This window comes from Isoptericola sp. NPDC056573 (assembly GCF_042793335.1).
In the GTDB taxonomy this organism is placed as follows: Bacteria; Actinomycetota; Actinomycetes; order Actinomycetales; family Cellulomonadaceae; genus Isoptericola.
On sequence record NZ_JBHTUY010000003.1, the window covers coordinates 409,849 to 426,615 of the forward strand.

The 16,767-nt window shown below is 75.4% G+C and carries 16 protein-coding genes; 11 read left to right on the forward strand and 5 right to left on the reverse strand.

Annotated features, from left to right (window positions below):
• The first annotated feature begins 156 nt into the window (after nt 1-156).
• Nucleotides 157-921 carry a tyrosine-protein phosphatase gene (locus ACFQ8E_RS07045; protein ID WP_430549855.1) on the forward strand — a complete coding sequence of 255 codons (765 nt, stop codon included), beginning with the start codon at nt 157-159 and terminating at the stop codon, nt 919-921.
• A 10-nt stretch (nt 922-931) separates the two neighbouring features.
• Here ACFQ8E_RS07045 and ACFQ8E_RS07050 read toward each other — a convergent pair whose 3' ends face one another.
• Nucleotides 932-1,771, reverse strand: a complete 840-nt coding sequence (locus ACFQ8E_RS07050; protein ID WP_430549856.1) for a class I SAM-dependent methyltransferase — start codon at nt 1,769-1,771, stop codon at nt 932-934.
• Between the two features lie 154 nt (nt 1,772-1,925).
• On the opposite strand from ACFQ8E_RS07050, the gene ACFQ8E_RS07055 reads away from it, so the two are divergent.
• From ACFQ8E_RS07055 to ACFQ8E_RS07065, 3 genes are read left to right on the forward strand one after another with little or no spacing between them, the layout of a single operon-like run.
• Entirely contained in the window at nt 1,926-2,618 is a 693-nt protein-coding gene (locus ACFQ8E_RS07055; RefSeq protein WP_430549857.1) for a winged helix-turn-helix transcriptional regulator, read from the forward strand.
• A gap of 46 nt (nt 2,619-2,664) precedes the next feature.
• Complete coding sequence (locus ACFQ8E_RS07060) at nt 2,665-3,231, forward strand: hypothetical protein (protein WP_430549858.1); 567 nt, start codon at nt 2,665-2,667, stop codon at nt 3,229-3,231.
• 4 nt (nt 3,232-3,235) lie between these two features.
• Entirely contained in the window at nt 3,236-4,843 is a 1,608-nt protein-coding gene (locus tag ACFQ8E_RS07065; RefSeq protein ID WP_430549859.1) for a molybdopterin-dependent oxidoreductase, read from the forward strand.
• Nucleotides 4,844-4,870: 27 nt separating this feature from the next.
• On the opposite strand, the gene ACFQ8E_RS07070 is transcribed toward ACFQ8E_RS07065, so the two are convergent.
• Entirely contained in the window at nt 4,871-5,512 is a 642-nt protein-coding gene (locus ACFQ8E_RS07070) for a LysE family translocator (RefSeq protein WP_430549860.1), read from the reverse strand.
• 31 nt (nt 5,513-5,543) lie between these two features.
• Nucleotides 5,544-6,143, reverse strand: coding sequence for a YdcF family protein (locus ACFQ8E_RS07075; protein WP_430549861.1), 600 nt, complete (start codon nt 6,141-6,143; stop codon nt 5,544-5,546).
• An 86-nt stretch (nt 6,144-6,229) separates the two neighbouring features.
• On the opposite strand from ACFQ8E_RS07075, the gene ACFQ8E_RS07080 reads away from it, so the two are divergent.
• Complete coding sequence (locus tag ACFQ8E_RS07080) at nt 6,230-6,793, forward strand: GNAT family N-acetyltransferase (protein ID WP_430549862.1); 564 nt, start codon at nt 6,230-6,232, stop codon at nt 6,791-6,793.
• Nucleotides 6,794-6,817: 24 nt separating this feature from the next.
• Here ACFQ8E_RS07080 and ACFQ8E_RS07085 read toward each other — a convergent pair whose 3' ends face one another.
• Nucleotides 6,818-7,564: a phosphotransferase family protein gene (locus ACFQ8E_RS07085; RefSeq protein WP_430549863.1), complete on the reverse strand. Its 747-nt coding sequence runs from the start codon at nt 7,562-7,564 to the stop codon at nt 6,818-6,820.
• 361 nt (nt 7,565-7,925) lie between these two features.
• Here ACFQ8E_RS07085 and ileS point away from each other — a divergent pair, with 361 nt between their 5' ends.
• Nucleotides 7,926-11,315 (forward strand): isoleucine--tRNA ligase, encoded by a 3,390-nt coding sequence (gene ileS, locus ACFQ8E_RS07090; protein ID WP_430549864.1) that lies wholly within the window; start codon nt 7,926-7,928, stop codon nt 11,313-11,315.
• Between the two features lie 15 nt (nt 11,316-11,330).
• Here the strand turns inward: ileS and ACFQ8E_RS07095 are convergent, their stop codons facing one another.
• Nucleotides 11,331-12,041 carry an alpha/beta fold hydrolase gene (locus ACFQ8E_RS07095; protein WP_430549865.1) on the reverse strand — a complete coding sequence of 237 codons (711 nt, stop codon included), beginning with the start codon at nt 12,039-12,041 and terminating at the stop codon, nt 11,331-11,333.
• Between the two features lie 113 nt (nt 12,042-12,154).
• Between ACFQ8E_RS07095 and ACFQ8E_RS07100 the strand changes: the two genes are divergently transcribed.
• The 5 genes from ACFQ8E_RS07100 to dhaM all read left to right on the forward strand — a co-directional run bounded on the left by ACFQ8E_RS07100 (nt 12,155) and on the right by dhaM (nt 16,722).
• Nucleotides 12,155-12,643: a nitroreductase/quinone reductase family protein gene (locus tag ACFQ8E_RS07100; protein ID WP_430549866.1), complete on the forward strand. Its 489-nt coding sequence runs from the start codon at nt 12,155-12,157 to the stop codon at nt 12,641-12,643.
• Nucleotides 12,644-12,684: 41 nt separating this feature from the next.
• Nucleotides 12,685-14,121, forward strand: coding sequence for a bifunctional folylpolyglutamate synthase/dihydrofolate synthase (locus ACFQ8E_RS07105; RefSeq protein ID WP_430549867.1), 1,437 nt, complete (start codon nt 12,685-12,687; stop codon nt 14,119-14,121).
• A 131-nt stretch (nt 14,122-14,252) separates the two neighbouring features.
• A complete protein-coding gene (gene dhaK, locus ACFQ8E_RS07110) occupies nt 14,253-15,248 on the forward strand; it encodes a dihydroxyacetone kinase subunit DhaK (protein ID WP_430549868.1) in 996 nt (331 codons plus the stop codon).
• A gap of 41 nt (nt 15,249-15,289) precedes the next feature.
• Nucleotides 15,290-16,015, forward strand: a complete 726-nt coding sequence (gene dhaL / locus ACFQ8E_RS07115) for a dihydroxyacetone kinase subunit DhaL (RefSeq protein ID WP_430549869.1) — start codon at nt 15,290-15,292, stop codon at nt 16,013-16,015.
• Nucleotides 16,012-16,722 (forward strand): dihydroxyacetone kinase phosphoryl donor subunit DhaM, encoded by a 711-nt coding sequence (gene dhaM, locus ACFQ8E_RS07120; protein ID WP_430549870.1) that lies wholly within the window; start codon nt 16,012-16,014, stop codon nt 16,720-16,722. Before dhaL ends, dhaM begins: the two co-directional genes overlap by 4 nt.
• Nucleotides 16,723-16,767 lie beyond the last annotated feature (45 nt).

Here is a 16,767-nt window from a genome sequence, read left to right on the forward strand (position 1 = left end):
GGGGTCGTCGTCGGTGGTGTCGTCCGACGGCGCGCCATCTCGCGCCGGTGGAACCGCGGCCCACAGCCCGGGTCGCGCCGACGGGCCAGAGTCGTGCCCGTGATCCGGCGTCGAGCCTAGTACGCCCCGCCGACGACGTGTGGTTGCCTGACGCCCGTGAGCATCCCGACCGACACCTCGCCCGCGGGGGCGGCCCCCGCCTCGACCGGCCCCGACGCCCGCGAGGTGCACTGGGGCGCGCTGCCGAACGCCCGCGACCTGGGCGGGCTGCCCACCGCCGACGGCGGGCGCACCCGGACCGGGAGCCTCTACCGGACGTCGCGGCTCGACGACGCCGGCCCCGAGGGTCTCGCGGCGATGGCCGCCGCGGGCGTGCGCACCGTCGTCGACCTGCGCAACGCGGCCGAGATCGAGCCGCTGGAGCTGCCGCCGACCGTGACGCGGCACCACCGCCCCGTCGAGGACCCGGACGACGAGGAGTTCATGCGCGCCTGGGCGCCGCACCTCGACACCCCGCGCTACTACGCGACCGTGCTGGAGCGCTGGCCCGGGCTCGTCGCCGACGTGTTCCGCACGATCGCCGACGCGCCCGACGGCGCCGTCGTCTACCACTGTGCAGGCGGGCGCGACCGGACCGGCATGGTCACCGCCCTGCTGCTGACCCTCGTCGGCGTCCCCCGCCCGGTCGTCGTCGACGACTACCTGCGGGCCGTGCGCGCGAACAACGACCGGGCCGTCACCGAGCCGGGATGGAGCGAGCCGCACCGCGCGCCCGACGCGCTGGCGGCCTGGTGCGACACCGTCGCCGCGGCGCTCGGGGACTTCCTCGACGGCGTGGACCCGGCGGACTACCTGCGCGCGCACGGCGTGACGGACCCGGAGCTCGACCGGGTCCGTCACCGCCTCATCGCCGCGGGGTGAGGGCGCGGGCTCACGCCCGGGTCGCGCGCACCAGCAGGTAGTCCCAGACCATCGTGCCGTCGTCCCGCAGGTGCCGGTCGCCGAGCGCGGCCAGCGTGTCGTCGAGCTCGGCCGCCCTGGCGTCGTCGTCCCCGAGGTGCCGGTACGTCGCGATGGTCGGCCCGTAGGTGGCCTTGAAGAAGTCGCGGAACGCGGCGCCGTCGGAGAAGCGGTCGACGACGAGCCCGTGCACCTCGGCCCGGACGTCGGTGACGCGGTCGCCGAAGAGCGCGAGCACGTGCTCCTCGGTGCCCCACAGCGGCGGCGGGAGGGCCCCGGGCGGCGGCGGGGGCGCGTAGGGCTTGAGGGTCGCGAACATCTGGCCGATGAACCCGTCCGGCGTCCACGCGACGTTCCCGATCGTGCCGCCGGGGCGGGTCACCCGTGCGAGCTCGGTGGCCGCGAGCTGGTGGAACGGCGCGAACATCACGCCCACGCACGACAGGGTGACGTCGAACGCGCCGTCGTCGAACGGGAGCGCGTGCGCGTCGGCCGGCTCCCAGCGCAGGGTGGCGCCCGTGGCCTCGGCGCGTCGTCGGCCCGCCTCGAGGAGCTCGGGGGACAGGTCGGAGGCGACGACGTCGGCCCCCGCCAGCGCGGCCGGGATCGACGCGTTGCCCGAGCCGGCGCCGACGTCGAGCACCCGGTCGCCCGGGCCGACGTCGCACGCCTCCACGAGGACGGCCCCCAACGAGGGGATGACCTGGTCCGCGACGGCTGGATAGTCGCCCGACTCCCAGACGGCGCGGTGCTTGGTGCGGACCGTCTCGAGCAGGTCGGCGGGGACGGTCCGGGGATCGGTGACGCTCATGAGGGGCTCCTTCGCTCCACGGTGACCGGCACGGGACCGTGCCGACCCCTTCACGGTGCGCCCGGCGCCGGCCGCGATCCAGTGCCGGATCTGGACCGGGCGAAGTCCTGGATCTGTACTGGCCCGCCGCGCGTCGCGGGCGTTCACTGGGGGGATGGCGGGCTACGGGCAGTTCTGCCCCGTCGCCAAGGCGATGGAGGTGCTCGACGAGCGGTGGACGCTGCTCGTCGTGCGCGAGCTGCTGCTCGGCAGCTCGCGGTTCAACGAGCTGCGGCGCGGCAACCCGAAGATGTCGCCCACGCTGCTGTCGAAGCGGCTGCGGACCCTGGAACGTGCGGGCGTCGTGCGACGCGCCGGTGACGAGGGCCACGTCCGCTACGTGCTCACGCCCGCGGGCGAGGAGCTGCGGCCGGTGGTCGAGGCGCTCGGCGCCTGGGGCACGCGGTGGGTCGGCGGGCTCGGTGAGGAGGACCTCGACCCGCACCTGCTGCTGTGGGACATGCGCCGCACGATCGACGTCGCCGCCTGGCCCCGGGAGCGGACCGTCCTCGGGATCGTGCTCACCGACGTGGCCCCCCGGGTGTCCCGGTGGTGGATCGTCGTGCGCGACGGGCAGGTCGAGGTGTGCGACTACGACCCCGGCTACGACGCGGCGGTGGTCGTGACGACGCCGCTGCGGGCCCTCACCCGCCTGTGGCGGGGTGACGTGACCTGGGCGAACGCGCTGCGCTCGCGCGAGGTGGACCTCGTGGGCCCCGAGGTGGCACGGCGCCAGGTGCCCCGCTGGCTGGGGCAGTCGGTCTTCGCGCACGTGCCCCGGCCGGACCCGGCGGTCGCCGGGGCGTGACATCGCCGGGCGTGGCGTCGACCGTGGTGGCGTTACGGTCGACGCCATGACGAGTCCCCGGGTCCAGGACGTGATCTCGTGGCGACGCCCGCGCCGGCAGCGGCGCGGGGTGCGCGAGAGCGCGGGCGCGGCGTCGGGCCTCGTGCGCGCCGCCGTGGACCTCGCGCTGTCGATCGCGAACGGGAACGCGCCGACGGGCGACGTGGCGAGCCTCGGGGACGAGCCGCCGCGGGTGCCGCGCGACCCGGCAGAGCCCGTCGCCGAGCTGCCGTGCGCCGTCGTCGGCGGCACCGCGGACCGGCTCGCCGAGGTCGACGGCGAGCGCCCGACCCTGTGGACCTCGCGCCGGCGGACCTGGGCCGCGCTGCCGGCGACGTCCGGTGCGGCGCCCGCCGACGTCGAGCTGGACCGCACGACGCTCACGCTCCGGTCGCTGACGCTCGCGCCGGCGGAGCAGGGACCGTGGACGCTGGACGCACTCTGCTCCGCGCGCGTCACGGGTCCGGGGACGGAGCTGGACCTCGAGGGGTCGTGGCTCGCCCTCGCGTGGCTCGGGCACCTCGCCGGCTGGCCGGACCCCGGTGCCCCCGGCAGCCCCGCGGTGGGACGCTGAGGTCATGAGCAGCTCACCGGGAGACGCCGGGGGCTGGGACGCCGAGTCGTGGGTCCCGCCCGAGCCGAAGCGGCGCGACGGCTGGTGGGCGGCGCTCGCGGGCGTGGTGACGACGGCGGCGGGCCTGGCGGTCGCGGAGCTGGTCGCGGCGTTCGTCGACCCGTCGTCGAGCCCGGTCGTGGCGGTCGGCGGGGCGGTGGTGGACGGCGTCCCCGGCTGGCTGAAGGACCTGGCGGTGTCGTGGTTCGGCACGGCCGACAAGGCCGTGCTGCTCGCGACGATGGGCGCCGTCTCCCTCGCCGGGGCGGCGCTCGTGGGGTTCCTGGAGCGGCGTCGTCCGCCGTGGGGCGCCGTCCTGCTGGGCGCCGTGGGCGCGGTGGCGGCCGTCGTGGCCGCCGGACGTCCGGGGGCGAACATCGCCTGGGCGCTGCCGAGCCTGCTCGGGGTGGTGGCCGCGATCGCCCTGCTCAGCGCCCTGCTGCGGCGGGTCGAGACGTGGTTCGCCGAGGACGAGCGGCCCGGGGCCGACTGGCGGTCCGCGATCGACCGGCGCCGCTTCCTGCAGTGGACCGGCGTCACGGCGGCGGGCGCCGTGGTCGTGCTCGGCGTCTCGCGCGTGGTCTCCGCCGGCGGTCGCGCGGTGACGGCCGCGCGGGAGGCGATCCGGCTGCCCCGGCCCGCGACGTCGGCGCCGCCGGTGCCCGCGGGCGCCGACCTCGGCGTCGAGGGTGCCGCTCCGTACGTCACGCCGAACCCGGAGTTCTACCGCATCGACACGGCCCTGGTCGTGCCGCAGGTGGACCCCGACGACTGGTCGCTCACCGTGACCGGCCTCGTGGACGAGCCGTTCACGATCACGTGGGACGACCTGCTCGCGCTGCCGCTCGAGGAGCACCACGTCACGCTGGCGTGCGTCTCCAACGAGGTGGGCGGGAGCCTCATCGGCAACGCGCTGTGGCTCGGCTACCCCGTGCGGGAGCTGCTGGCCCGGGCGAAGCCGCAGGCCGGCGCGGACATGGTGCTCTCGCGCAGCACCGACGGCTTCACGGCGGGCACGCCGCTGGAGGTGCTGCAGGAGCCCGACCGCGCCTGCCTCGTGGCGGTCGGCATGAACGGCGAGCCCCTGCCCACCGAGCACGGCTTCCCCGCGCGCCTCGTGGTGCCCGGCCTGTACGGGTACGTGTCGGCCACCAAGTGGGTCACCGAGCTCAAGGTCACCCGGTTCGCCGACGAGCAGGGCTACTGGACGCCGCGCGGCTGGTCCGCGCTGGGTCCGATCAAGCTGTCGTCGCGCATCGACGTCCCGCGCCCGGGCGACGACCTGCCCGCCGGCACCGTGACGCTCGCGGGCGTCGCCTGGGCCCAGCACACCGGGATCTCCGGCGTCGAGGTGCGGGTGGACGACGGCGACTGGGTCGCGGCCGAGCTCGCCGAGACCGTCGGCCCGGACACGTGGCGCCAGTGGCGCCTGGACTGGGACGCGCCCCCCGGCGACCACCTCGTGGCGGTACGCGCGACGGACGCGGACGGCACCGTCCAGGTCGAGGCGGAGGCACCGCCCGCGCCGGACGGCGCCACCGGCTGGCACACGATCGAGCTGACGATCACCTGATCGGGCGCGGACCGGCCCGGGGCGGCGTCAGACGCGCGCGGTGGCCGCCAGCCGGGCGCCGAACAGGACCAGCACCCCGCCGGTGACGCGGTCCACCCAGCGCACGGCACCGGACCGGCGCAGCCGGGGCCCGAACCAGCCTGCCCCGAGGACGACGAGCGACAGCCAGACGGTCCCGAGCACGCAGTGCACCAGGGCGAGCAGCAGGCCCATGAGCAGCGGGTTGACGCCGTCGGGCACGAACTGGGGGATCGCGGCGACGTAGAAGACGCCGACCTTCGGGTTCATGAGGTTGGTGCTGAGCCCCAGCCCGAAGTCGCGCCAGCGGCCGCCGGTCGGCAGCGGCACGTCGACCTCGCCGGCGGCGTCGCGGGGGGACCGGAAGGACCGCCAGAGCATCGACGCCCCCATCCAGACCATGTACGCCGCGCCCGCCAGGGTGAGCACGCGGTACGCCGTCTGGCTGGCGGCGAGCAGCGCCGCCGCGCCGCCCGCGGCGGCGGCGCCCCACACGAGGGTGCCGACCTGGATGCCGCCGAGCGCCGCGAACCCGTGCGAGCGCGAGCGGGTCACGGTGCTGCGCAGCACGAGCGCGGTGTCGAGTCCGGGGACGAGGGTGAGGAGGCCCGCGACGAGCGCGAAGGCGAGCAGCGCCTGGGTGACGGTCACGGCGTCACGATACGAGCCGTGCGGCGCGGTGTCACCGCCCGCGCAGGTCGCGCCGGACGCCCCGCAGCGTCCACAGGCCGTAGGCGGCGAGGGCCGGCTTGAGCGGCAGCCACTCGCCCCAGCGGTGGTCGGCCGCGCGGGTCAGCCGGCCCACGAGGTCCGGTCGCTGACGGGCCACGTAGACCCGGGCCTTGAGCGCGTGCGCCGGTTGCGAGACGAACGTGATCCGGTCGGCGTCCTCGACCAGCGGGAGGACGCGCGCGACGTTCTCCCAGGTGGTCCGGCTCTCCTCCTCCAGCACCAGAGGGCCGTCATAGCCCAGGACGCCGACGGCGTGGTCGGCCAGCACCCTCGCCTCGGAGCGGCGGGACGTCGTCGTGCCCCCGCTGAGCACGAGCCGCGCGCGTGCCGCCGGGTCGATCGACCGCAGCCCCGCGCGCACCCGCCAGCGGCTGACGACGTTCGCCGCCGGGCCGGGATTGCGGAACCCCAGGACGACGACGGCCTGCGTCGGCCCCGCGGCGTCGGCCACGAGGGTGCGCGACCAGCGCCGGTTCAGCCACTCGCTCCAGGCCAGCACGGCGGCGAGCCCGGAGACCCCGGCGAGGGCGACGATCGGTCCGCGGCGCATGCGAGGGACTGTAGACCGCGGCGTCCGCCGCGGCGGGACCGGGAATACCGGAGACGACGACGGCGGGCCGATGCCACCATCGGCCCATGCTGATCCGCCGCGAGCTCCCGACCGACGCCGCCGCCGTCCGCGCCGTCACCGCCGCCGCCTTCGCGGGCGCGCCGTACTCGGCGCCGCCCGTGGAGCCGGACGGCGCACCCGGCGAGGCGACGCTCGTCGGCCTCCTGCGCGCGGACGAGTGCTGGATCCCCGAGCTCGCGTTCGTCGCCGGCGCGGGGGACGACGTCGTCGGGCACGTCGTGTGCACGCGGGCGCGCGTGGGCGACGACCCCGCCCTCGTGCTCGGCCCGCTGAGCGTGCACCCGGACCACCAGGCCCGCGGCGTCGGCTCCGCGCTGGTGCACACGGTGCTGGGCGCCGCCGACGCGCTGGGGGAGCCGCTCGTCGTGCTCGTCGGCGACCCGGCGTACTACTCCCGCTTCGGGTTCGCGCCCGCTCCGGAGCTGGGCGTCGAGCCGGACGACCCCGCGCTGGCGAGGTTCTTCCAGGCGCGGCCGCTCACGGCGTACGAGCCGTCGCTGCGCGGGCGCTTCGCGGCCCCGGCGCCGTTCGCCGCGCTCGAGGCGATGGCGGCGGACGCCCGCGCGTGAGGTGGCGGGCTCGCAGGCCCGTGCCTAGGTCTCCCGCATCCGGGCTCTGAGCACGTCGAGCTCGGCTCCCGGCGCGTCCGGGTCGAAGCCGTGCTCGATCAGCCAGCGCGACGCCGTCAGGCTCCGCAGCGACCACCAGGCGCGGATCACGGCCCGGTCCGCGCCGGGGCCGTAGCCGGCCAGCACGTCGTCCAGGCGCTCCTCGTGCCCGAGCGTCAGGATGGCGAGGTCGAACATCGCGTCGCCGGGCGCGGCCTCGGACCAGTCGATGATGCCGGTGACCTCGTCGCCGTCGACGAACACGTGGGTGAGCTGGAGGTCGCCGTGGACGAACACCGGGGACCAGGGCCGCAGGGCGGCCTCGGCGATCTCGCGGTTGTGGCGGATCACCTCGGGGGGCAGGACATTGTGATCGAGCAGCCAGGCGCATTCGGCGTCGAGCTCGGCCCTGATGTCGTCGAGCGGGCGTCCCGGCCACGGCGGCAGCGGTGCGTCGTGCAGCGTCCGGGCGGCGGCGCCGGCCGCGGCCCAGGCCGCCGACGACGCCGGTGACGGTTCGCCGAGGACGCCGAGCGCCCGTCCGGGCACGGCGGCGATGGCGAGCACGGGCGGCTCGCACCAGAGGATCGCCGGGGTCGGGACCGGAGCAAGGGCCATCGCACGCGCCTCTCGCTCGGCGTGCCCCGGGTCGCCGTCGACCTTCAGGAACATGTCGCCCACGCGCAGCGTCGCGCGCTGGCTGTGGGCCACGACGACCTCGACCTCGTCCATACCCGCCATCCTGGCGAGAACGTCCGCGATGCCGCCCGGGTTTTTCCTCCTGCTGCCGAAGCCGCCCCTCGACGACCGCACTTGCGCGGCTGGCTACCATGGACGCACAGGCGTCGACCCGGCCATCACCGGTGAGCCTCCGGAAGAACCGAGCGCACCCGCGCTCTCAGTAGAACCGGACGGGTAGGCCCGTCACAGCCGTGAACGAGCGGCGGAGGTCAGCGCGAGCGGCGTCCGCAAGCGAGGTGGTACCGCGGGACCCGCGCCCTTCGGGGCGGGGGCGTCGTCCTTGCACAGCACCAGCACAGCAGCACCGACGTCGTACCACCGACCGCCAGCTCGTCCGCACAGGAGCCCACCCATGGCCTATCCGCAGCACCGTTCGTCCGACCAGCCCCAGCAGGGCGCCGCCTTCGGCATCGCCGGGGTCCCCGCGTCCCCGGACCTGCCGGCGATCGAGCGCGAGGTCCTGGACTTCTGGGCCGCCGACGACACGTTCCGCGCGTCCGTCGCGAAGAACCCGGCGGGGGAGAACGGCAGCAACGAGTTCGTGTTCTACGACGGCCCGCCGTTCGCCAACGGCCTGCCGCACTACGGCCACCTGCTCACCGGCTACGCGAAGGACGTCGTCCCGCGCTACCAGACGATGCGCGGCAAGCACGTGGAGCGCCGGTTCGGCTGGGACACGCACGGCCTGCCCGCCGAGCTCGAGGCGATGAGCCAGCTCGGCATCAAGACCAAGGACGAGATCCTCGAGCTCGGCATCGAGAAGTTCAACGCCGCCTGCCGCTCGTCGGTGCTGAAGTACACGTCCGAGTGGCGTGACTACGTCACCCGCCAGGCGCGCTGGGTCGACTTCGACCACGACTACAAGACGCTCAACGTCACCTACATGGAGTCGGTGCTCTGGGGCTTCAAGAAGCTCTACGACGCGGGCCTCGTGTACGAGGGCTACCGCGTGCTGCCGTACTGCTGGAACGACCAGACGCCGCTGAGCAACCACGAGCTGCGCATGGACGACGACGTCTACCAGACCCGGCAGGACCCGGCCGTGACCGTCGGCTTCGACGTCACCACCGTGCCCGCGGGCCAGGACGTCGTGCGCCCCGGCGACAAGCTCCTCATCTGGACCACGACGCCGTGGACGCTCCCGTCCAACCTGCTCGTCATGGTCGGCGAGGACATCGAGTACGTCGTCGTGGAGTCGTCGTTCACGGGCGCGCCGCAGCGCTACGTGCTCGCCGCGGCGCGCGTGGACGCGTACGCCCGCGAGCTCACCGACCCGGACGAGGACGCGCCGCGCGTCGTCGGGCGCCTCACCGGCCGCGACCTGCTCCAGACCTCCTACACCCCGCCGTTCTCGTACTACGAGGGGCGCGAGCGCGCGCACCGGGTGGTGGAGGCCGACTTCGTCACGACGACGGACGGCACCGGCCTGGTGCACAGCGCCGGCGCGTTCGGCGAGGACGACAAGGTCGTGTGCGACCGCGAGGGCGTCGCGTCCGTCATGCCGGTGGGCGCGGACGGCAAGTTCATCCACCCCGTGGACGAGTACGCCGGGCTGCAGGTCTTCGACGCGAACCTGCCGATCATCGACCACCTCAAGGCGCGCACCCGCGGTGAGGCCGACGCCGGGTCGGTCACCGCCGGCACGGTGCTGCTGCGCCGCGAGTCGTACGCGCACTCCTACCCGCACTGCTGGCGCTGCCGGCAGCCGCTGATCTACATGGGCGTGTCCTCGTGGTTCGTCGAGGTGACGAAGTTCAAGGACCGCATGGTCGAGCTCAACCAGGAGATCGCCTGGACCCCCGAGCACATCAAGGACGGCCAGTTCGGCAAGTGGCTCGCGAACGCCCGCGACTGGTCGCTGAGCCGCAACCGGTTCTGGGGATCCCCGGTGCCGGTGTGGAAGAGCGACGACCCGGCGCACCCGCGCATCGACGTCTACGGTTCGCTGGCGGAGATCGAGCGCGACTTCGGCCGCCTGCCGCTGGGCCCTGACGGAGAGCCGGACCTGCACCGCCCGTTCGTCGACGAGCTCACCCGCCCGAACCCCGACGACCCGACCGGGAAGTCCACGATGCGCCGCGTCGAGGACGTCATGGACGTGTGGATGGACTCCGGCTCCATGCCGTACGCCCAGGTGCACTACCCGTTCGAGAACGCCGACTGGTTCGAGCACCACTACCCGGGCGACTTCATCGTCGAGTACATCGGCCAGACGCGCGGCTGGTTCTACCTGCTGCACGTGCTCGCCACCGCGCTGTTCGACCGGCCCGCGTTCCGCACCGCCGTCTCGCACGGCATCGTGCTCGGGTCCGACGGCCGCAAGATGAGCAAGTCCCTGCGCAACTACCCGGACGTCTCCGAGGTGTTCGACCGCGACGGCTCCGACGCGATGCGCTGGTTCCTCATGGCCAGCCCGATCCTGCGCGGCGGCAACCTCGTCGTCACGGAGGAGGGCATCCGCGACTCCGTGCGCCAGGTGCTGCTGCCGCTCTGGAGCACCTACTACTTCTTCACCCTGTACGCGAACAGCGCGACCGGCTCCGAGGGGGGCGGCGCGGGCTACACGGCGCAGCCCGTCACGGCCGAGCGCGTCCCCGGCCTGCCCGCCCTCGACCGCTACCTGCTGGCCCGCACCCACGACCTGGTCGCGAAGGTCACCGCACAGCTCGACGCCTACGACATCGGAGGCGCCTGCGAGTCGGTGCGCGAGCACCTCGACGTCCTGACCAACTGGTACGTGCGCACCCAGCGCGACCGGTTCTGGGCCGAGGACGCCGACGCGTTCGACACGCTGTACACGGCGCTCGAGACGCTGACGCGCGTCATGGCGCCGCTGGCGCCGCTGCTCACCGAGGAGGTCTGGCGCGGCCTCACCGGCGGCCGGTCCGTGCACCTCACGGACTGGCCGGCGACCGCGCAGGACGTCGGCGAGCGGTTCGAGGGCGCCGACGGCGTCCACGCCGTCGCGGTCCACCAGGTCCCCGAGGCCGCGCTCGTGCGCGACGACGAGCTCGTCGCGGCGATGGACGAGGTGCGCGCGGTCGTGTCCAGCGCGCTCGCGCTGCGCAAGGCGCACCAGCTGCGCGTGCGCCAGCCGCTGGCCCGCCTCACGGTGGCCGTGCCGGACCCGGCGGCGCTCGCGGACTACGTCGGCCTGCTGACGTCGGAGCTCAACGTCAAGGCGGTCGACCTGGTCGAGGCGGACGCCGACGCGTCCGAGCGTTTCGGCATCACCGAGCGCCTGGCCGTCAACGCCCGGGCCGCCGGCCCGCGCCTGGGCCGCGGCGTCCAGTCCGTCATCAAGGCGGCGAAGTCGGGCGCGTGGCGCCGGGACGACGACGGCGCCGTCGTCGTCACGACCGACGCCGGCGACGAGCCCCTCCTCGAGGCGGAGTACGAGCTCACCACCGTCGTGGGCGACGCGGCCGGCGAGCACGTCGCGGCGTCCGTGCTGCCGGGCGGCGGGTTCGTCGTCCTGGACCTCGCGCTCGACGACGCGCTGCGCGCCGAGGGCTACGCCCGCGACGTCATCCGCGACGTGCAGGACGCCCGCAAGGCCGCGGGCCTGGAGGTGAGCGACCGCATCGCCCTGGAGCTCGACGTGCCCGCCGAGCACGTCGCCGCGGTGGAGGCCTACCGGGAGCTCATCGCCCGCGAGACCCTCGCCCTCGACCTCGCCGTGGCGGCGGGCGACGGCGAGCGCGCCGTGCGCGTGAGCAAGCGGGAGACGCCGGCCGGCTGACCCGCGGACCAGCCGTCACGAGCCGCCCTGCGCGAGGTCGAGGAACCCCTCGACCTCGCGCAGGAACGCGTCGGGGGCGTGCGGGTGCACCAGGTGGCCGCCGGACAGCGTGACGAACCGGGCGTCGGGCAGCCGGGCCGCCGTGCGGGCCATCGCGTCCTGCGGCAGGTGGCTGTCGGGGCCGCCTCCGATCACCAGCGTCGGCGCGCTGACGGCGGCCAGACCGTCCACCCAGGCGGGGTCCGGGGCGGCGAGCGCCGCCAGCACCGCGGGGCGGATCTCCCGCTCGTAGAACGACGCGTCGTCCGGGCGCCTGGCCGGCGCGGGGAGGCGGAAGGGCTCCAGGGGCGGGGGCTCCTCGAGCACCAGCGCCGCGACGCGGTCGGGCCGCTCGAGGGCGACCAGCAGCCCGACGAGTGCGCCCAGCGAGTGCCCGACCAGCACCGCGCGGTCCAGGGCGAGGTCGTCGAGCAGCAGCAGCACGTCGTCCCGCAGCTCGGTCACCGACCCGATGCCGCGCCGCGGGCTGCGCCCCGCGCCCCGCAGGTCCGGCACCACGACCGGGCCGCGGCGGGAGAGCGGGTCGAGGAACGGGTCCCACGTCGAGCCGTCACCGCCCCCGCCGTGCAGCAGCACCAGCGGCGCGGCGTCCGACCCCGGAGGGCCGGGGACGACGCGATGAGCGAGGCGGACGGGACGCTCGGGAGCGTCGGAGGCGGGGGCCACGACCCGACCGTAGCCCCGGCCGACGACAGCGGCGCGGCGCCCACCCCGGGGCTAGCCTGGTGCCCCGGCGTGCCGCGCCGGTCCGCTGCGAGGAGTTCGCCGAGGAGTCCGCCATGGGCAGCACGCACGCGACACCGGCCCCCGAGTCCCGCCCGCCCTTCGTCCCGCCGCGCTGGTTCGTCCGCTCGGCGTGGGCGGTCCAGCGCGCCGGCTACCGGATCAGCGGCGGGCGGTGGCCGCTGCGGCGGCCCACCCCCGGCGGCAAGTTCGGCATGCTGCGCCTGCGCGTCGTCGGGCGCCGCAGCGGCCAGGAGCGTGCCGTGATCCTCGGCTACGTCGAGGACGACGGCCGGTACGTGACCCTGGCGATGAACGGCTGGGGCGACCCGCCGCCCGCGTGGTGGCTCAACCTGCGCGCGCACCCGGACGCCGAGGTGGACACCGTCGACGGCCCGCGACCGGTCCGGGCGACGGCGGCGCAGGGCGAGGAGCGCGACCGGCTCTGGACGCTCGTCGGCCGCCACCAGGGCTGGGGCGAGATCGACCGGTTCGCCGCGCACCGCGCCGGAGAGACCCCGGTCGTGGTGCTCGCGCCGCGCTGACCGGCCGTCGTCGGCGGGCGCGCAGCGCCTATCCTTCGGGGGTGACCCCCGACGCTGAGAACAAGCCCTCGTCCGCCGTGCGCAAGGCCCGTGCCGCCGAGCGCCAGGCCGCCCGCGCGGCGGCGGAGGACGCCGTAGCGCAGGAGTCGCTGCGCGAGGTGTACGCGGAGATCATGTCGCGGGCGCCGGAGCACGACATCGACCCGACGCTCGACCGCGTGCGGCGCGTGCTCGAGCTGCTGGGCGACCCGCAGCACGCGTTCCGCGCGATCCACCTCACCGGCACCAACGGCAAGTCGTCGACGGCGCGCATGACCGAGCGGCTCGTGCGCGAGCACGGCCTGCGCACCGGCCTGTTCACGTCGCCCCACCTCACGAGCGTCACCGAGCGCATCCAGGTGGACGGCGAGCCGCTGAGCGCCGCCCGCTTCGTCGAGGTCTGGGAGGACGTCGCGCCCTACATCGGCGTGGTCGACCGCGAGTCGCAGGAGGCGGACGGGCCGCGGCTGAGCTTCTTCGAGGTGCTCACCGTCATGGCGGTCGCGGCCTTCGCGGACGCCCCGGTCGACGTCGCGGTCGTCGAGGTCGGCATGGGCGGCCGGTGGGACTCCACCAACGTCGTCGACGGCGAGGTCGCGGTGCTCACCCCGGTGGGCATCGACCACGAGCGCTGGCTCGGCTCGACGCTGGCGGAGATCGCCACGGAGAAGTCCGGCATCGTCAAGGAGGGCGCCACGGTCGTGAGCGCCGAGCAGGAGGTCGTCGTCGACGAGATCCTGCGCGAACGTGCGGCGGAGGTGTCGGCGCACCTGCTGCGCGAGGGCGTGGAGCTCGAGGTCGCCGGCCGTCGGCCGGCCGTCGGTGGGCAGCTCGTCGACCTGCGTACCCCCGCCGGCCTGTACACCGAGGTGCTGGTGCCGCTGCACGGCGCGTACCAGGCCCACAACGCGCTCCTCGCGCTCGCCGCGGTCGAGGCGCTGCTCGGCGGCCGGGCCCTGGACGGCGGCGTGGTCGAGACGGCGTTCGCCGACGTCGTCGTGCCCGGGCGCCTCGAGGTGGTGCGCTCGAGCCCGACCGTCCTGGTGGACGCGGCCCACAACCCGCACGGGGCGCAGGCCCTCGTCGACGCGCTCGACGAGGAGTTCGACCTGCCGCGCCTGGTCGGCGTCGTCGCCGTGATGGCGGACAAGGACGTCGAAGGGCTGCTCGCGACGCTCGAGCCGGCGCTCACGGAGCTCGTGCTCACGAAGAACTCGTCGGCCCGCTCGGCCGACCCCGAGGACCTGCTCGAGGTGGCCCACGAGATCTTCGGCGAGGACCGCGTACGCACCGCCGCCCGCCTCGACGAGGCGCTGCAGATGGCGGCCGACCTCGCCGAGAGCGGCGACCAGGTGGGCGTCGGCACCGGCCGCGGCGTGCTCGTCACCGGCTCGGTCATCACCGTCGCGGACGCCCGGATCCTGCTCGGCCGCGGCTGACGCGCCCGTCCGGGACGCGCGCACGATCACCCGCCCGCCACCCCCCGGGGGTGCTGCGTGGCGTGCCGCCCGGGTGTTGGATGGGGACAGGCCGCCGCGGTGCACGGCGGTGCCAGGCGAGGAGGCACGACATGAAGAAGCTGCTCGACGACCCCGCGGACGCGGTGACCGACTCGCTCGCGGGATTCGGGCTCGCCCACGCCGACCTGGTCGAGGTGCACGACGAGCCCGTGTACGTGACGCGGGCCGGCGGGCCCGTCCCGGGCAAGGTGGGGCTGGTCAGCGGCGGAGGCTCGGGGCACGAGCCGCTGCACGCCGGGTTCGTCGGGGACGGGATGCTCGACGCGGCGGTCCCGGGCGCGGTGTTCACCTCGCCCACGCCGGACCAGATCGTCCCGGCGATCCTGGGCGCGGACTCGGGCGCCGGCGTCGTCGCGATCGTGAAGAACTACACGGGCGACGTGCTCAACTTCGAGACGGCCGTGGAGCTCGTCGAGGCGGAGGGGTCGCAGGTGGCGACGATCCTCGTCAACGACGACGTCGCCGTCGAGGACTCGCTGTACACGGCGGGCCGCCGCGGCGTCGCCGGCACCGTCTGCGTGGAGAAGATCGCGGGCGCCGCCGCGGCCCGCGGCGACGACCTCGGCGCCGTCACCGAGATCGCCGGCCGCGTCGTGGCGAACGTGCGCAGCATGGGCGTCGCGCTCACGGCCTGCACGGTGCCGCACGTCGGGAAGCCGTCGTTCGACCTGCCCGACGACGAGGTCGAGATCGGCATCGGCATCCACGGCGAGCCCGGCCGCCACCGGATCCCGTTCGCCGGCGCCGCCGAGATCACGCGCAGCCTGCTCGACCCGGTCGCCGACGACCTGCGGCTGGGCGGCGGCGACGACGTGCTGCTGTTCGTCAACGGGATGGGGGGCACGCCGCTGTCGGAGCTGTACGTCGTCTATGGTCGAGCGCGCGGGCTGCTCGAGGAGCGCGGTGTCACCGTCTCCCGGTCGCTCGTGGGCAACTACGTGACGTCGCTGGAGATGCAGGGCGCGTCGATCACGCTGCTGCGGCTGGACGACGAGCTGCGGGGGCTGTGGGACGCGCCGGTGCGTACGGCGGCGTTGCACTGGTGACGGGCGCCGCGGGGCGCCCCGAGGCGAGGAGGCGTGCGGTCATGGGGCTCGACGTGGCTTGGGCGGAGCGTTGGGTGCGGCGCACCGCCGACGTCGTGGCGGGGTCGAAGGACGAGCTCACGGAGCTCGACCGGCAGATCGGGGACGGCGACCACGGGGAGAACCTGCACCGCGGGTTCCAGGCCGTGGTCGCGAAGCTGGACGAGCCGGGCACCCCGGAGCGCGCGGAGGTGGGCGACGTGCTGATGCTCGTCGCGACGACCCTGATGTCGAAGGTCGGCGGCGCCTCGGGGCCGCTGTACGGGACGGCGTTCCTGCGGGCGGCGAAGCGGTCCGCCCGCCCCAGCGTGGACGGGTCCGGCGTCGTGGTGCTGCTCGACGCCGCGCTCGAGGGCGTGACGTCGCGCGGCAAGGCGCAGGTCGGGGAGAAGACGATGGTCGACGCCCTCGCCCCCGCGGTCGAGGCGGCGACCACCGCCGCGGACGCCGGTCGGGACCCTGTCGACGTGCTCCGAGCCGCCGCGGAGGCGGCCGACGCGGGGGCCACCGGCACGATCCCGCTCGTCGCGACCAAGGGGCGCGCCTCCTACCTGGGGGAGCGGAGCGCCGGCCACGAGGACCCGGGCGCGCGCTCGACGGCGCTGGTGCTGCGCGCGGCGCTCGACGCGGCGCTCGACGCCACGCCCGATTCCACGCCCGATTCCACGCCCGACTCCACGCCCGACTCCACGGCGGGCGAGAGCGAGGCGGAGGCGGTCGCGGAGTGAGCGTCGGGCTGCTGCTGGTCTCCCACTCGACGCGGCTCGCCGAGGGTGCGGTCGAGCTGGCCCGCGAGATGGCGCCGGACGTCGTCCTGGAGAGCGGGGCGGGGGACGGCGACGGCGGCCTGGGCACGTCGCTGGAGGTCGTGCAGGACGCTCTGGGGCACGCGCTGCCGCGCGTCGACGGCGTCGTCGTCCTGGCGGACCTGGGCTCCGCCGTGCTGACCGTCGAGACGGCGCTGGAGCTCGACGCCGACCTGGCGGACCGGGTGCGCCTCGCCGACGCGCCGTTCGTCGAGGGCACCGTCGCCGCGGCGGTCGCGGCGCAGCAGGGCGGCGACCTGGACGCGGTGCTGGCCGCCGCCGAGGGGGCGGGCGCGCCCGCCGCCCCGCCCGTCGCCCCGCCCGTCGCCCCGCCGACGGCCCCGACCCCCGAGGCCCCGGACGCGGGCGGCGAGACGGTCTCGGCGCGGGTCGTGATCCGCAACCCGCTGGGCCTGCACGCCCGCCCGGCGGCGGTGGTGGCACGCGCCGCGGCGGCGTTCGGCGGGCCGGTCACCCTGCAGGGCGTGGACGCGACGAGCGTGCTGCAGCTCATGGCGCTGGGCACGGCCGCCGGCACCGAGGTCGAGGTGGCCGCGCACGGCGCGGACGCGCGCGACGCCGTGGCCACCGTCGTCGGGCTGATCGAGGGCGGCTTCGGCGAGGTGTGACCACGCTCACAGGAAATTGCACTTGGTGCAATATTGCAGTGGGTG

Coding starts and splice junctions, on each gene's coding strand:
- ACFQ8E_RS07085 (WP_430549863.1), bottom strand. CDS start 7,564: ATGGACGAGGTCGAGGTCGTCGTGGCCCACAGCCAGCGCGCGACGCTG.
- ACFQ8E_RS07050 (WP_430549856.1), bottom strand. CDS start 1,771: ATGAGCGTCACCGATCCCCGGACCGTCCCCGCCGACCTGCTCGAGACG.
- ACFQ8E_RS07100 (WP_430549866.1), top strand. CDS start 12,155: ATGGGCAGCACGCACGCGACACCGGCCCCCGAGTCCCGCCCGCCCTTC.
- ACFQ8E_RS07065 (WP_430549859.1), top strand. CDS start 3,236: ATGAGCAGCTCACCGGGAGACGCCGGGGGCTGGGACGCCGAGTCGTGG.
- ACFQ8E_RS07075 (WP_430549861.1), bottom strand. CDS start 6,143: ATGCGCCGCGGACCGATCGTCGCCCTCGCCGGGGTCTCCGGGCTCGCC.
- dhaK (WP_430549868.1), top strand. CDS start 14,253: ATGAAGAAGCTGCTCGACGACCCCGCGGACGCGGTGACCGACTCGCTC.
- ACFQ8E_RS07080 (WP_430549862.1), top strand. CDS start 6,230: ATGCTGATCCGCCGCGAGCTCCCGACCGACGCCGCCGCCGTCCGCGCC.
- ACFQ8E_RS07055 (WP_430549857.1), top strand. CDS start 1,926: ATGGCGGGCTACGGGCAGTTCTGCCCCGTCGCCAAGGCGATGGAGGTG.
- ACFQ8E_RS07060 (WP_430549858.1), top strand. CDS start 2,665: ATGACGAGTCCCCGGGTCCAGGACGTGATCTCGTGGCGACGCCCGCGC.
- dhaL (WP_430549869.1), top strand. CDS start 15,290: ATGGGGCTCGACGTGGCTTGGGCGGAGCGTTGGGTGCGGCGCACCGCC.
- ileS (WP_430549864.1), top strand. CDS start 7,926: ATGGCCTATCCGCAGCACCGTTCGTCCGACCAGCCCCAGCAGGGCGCC.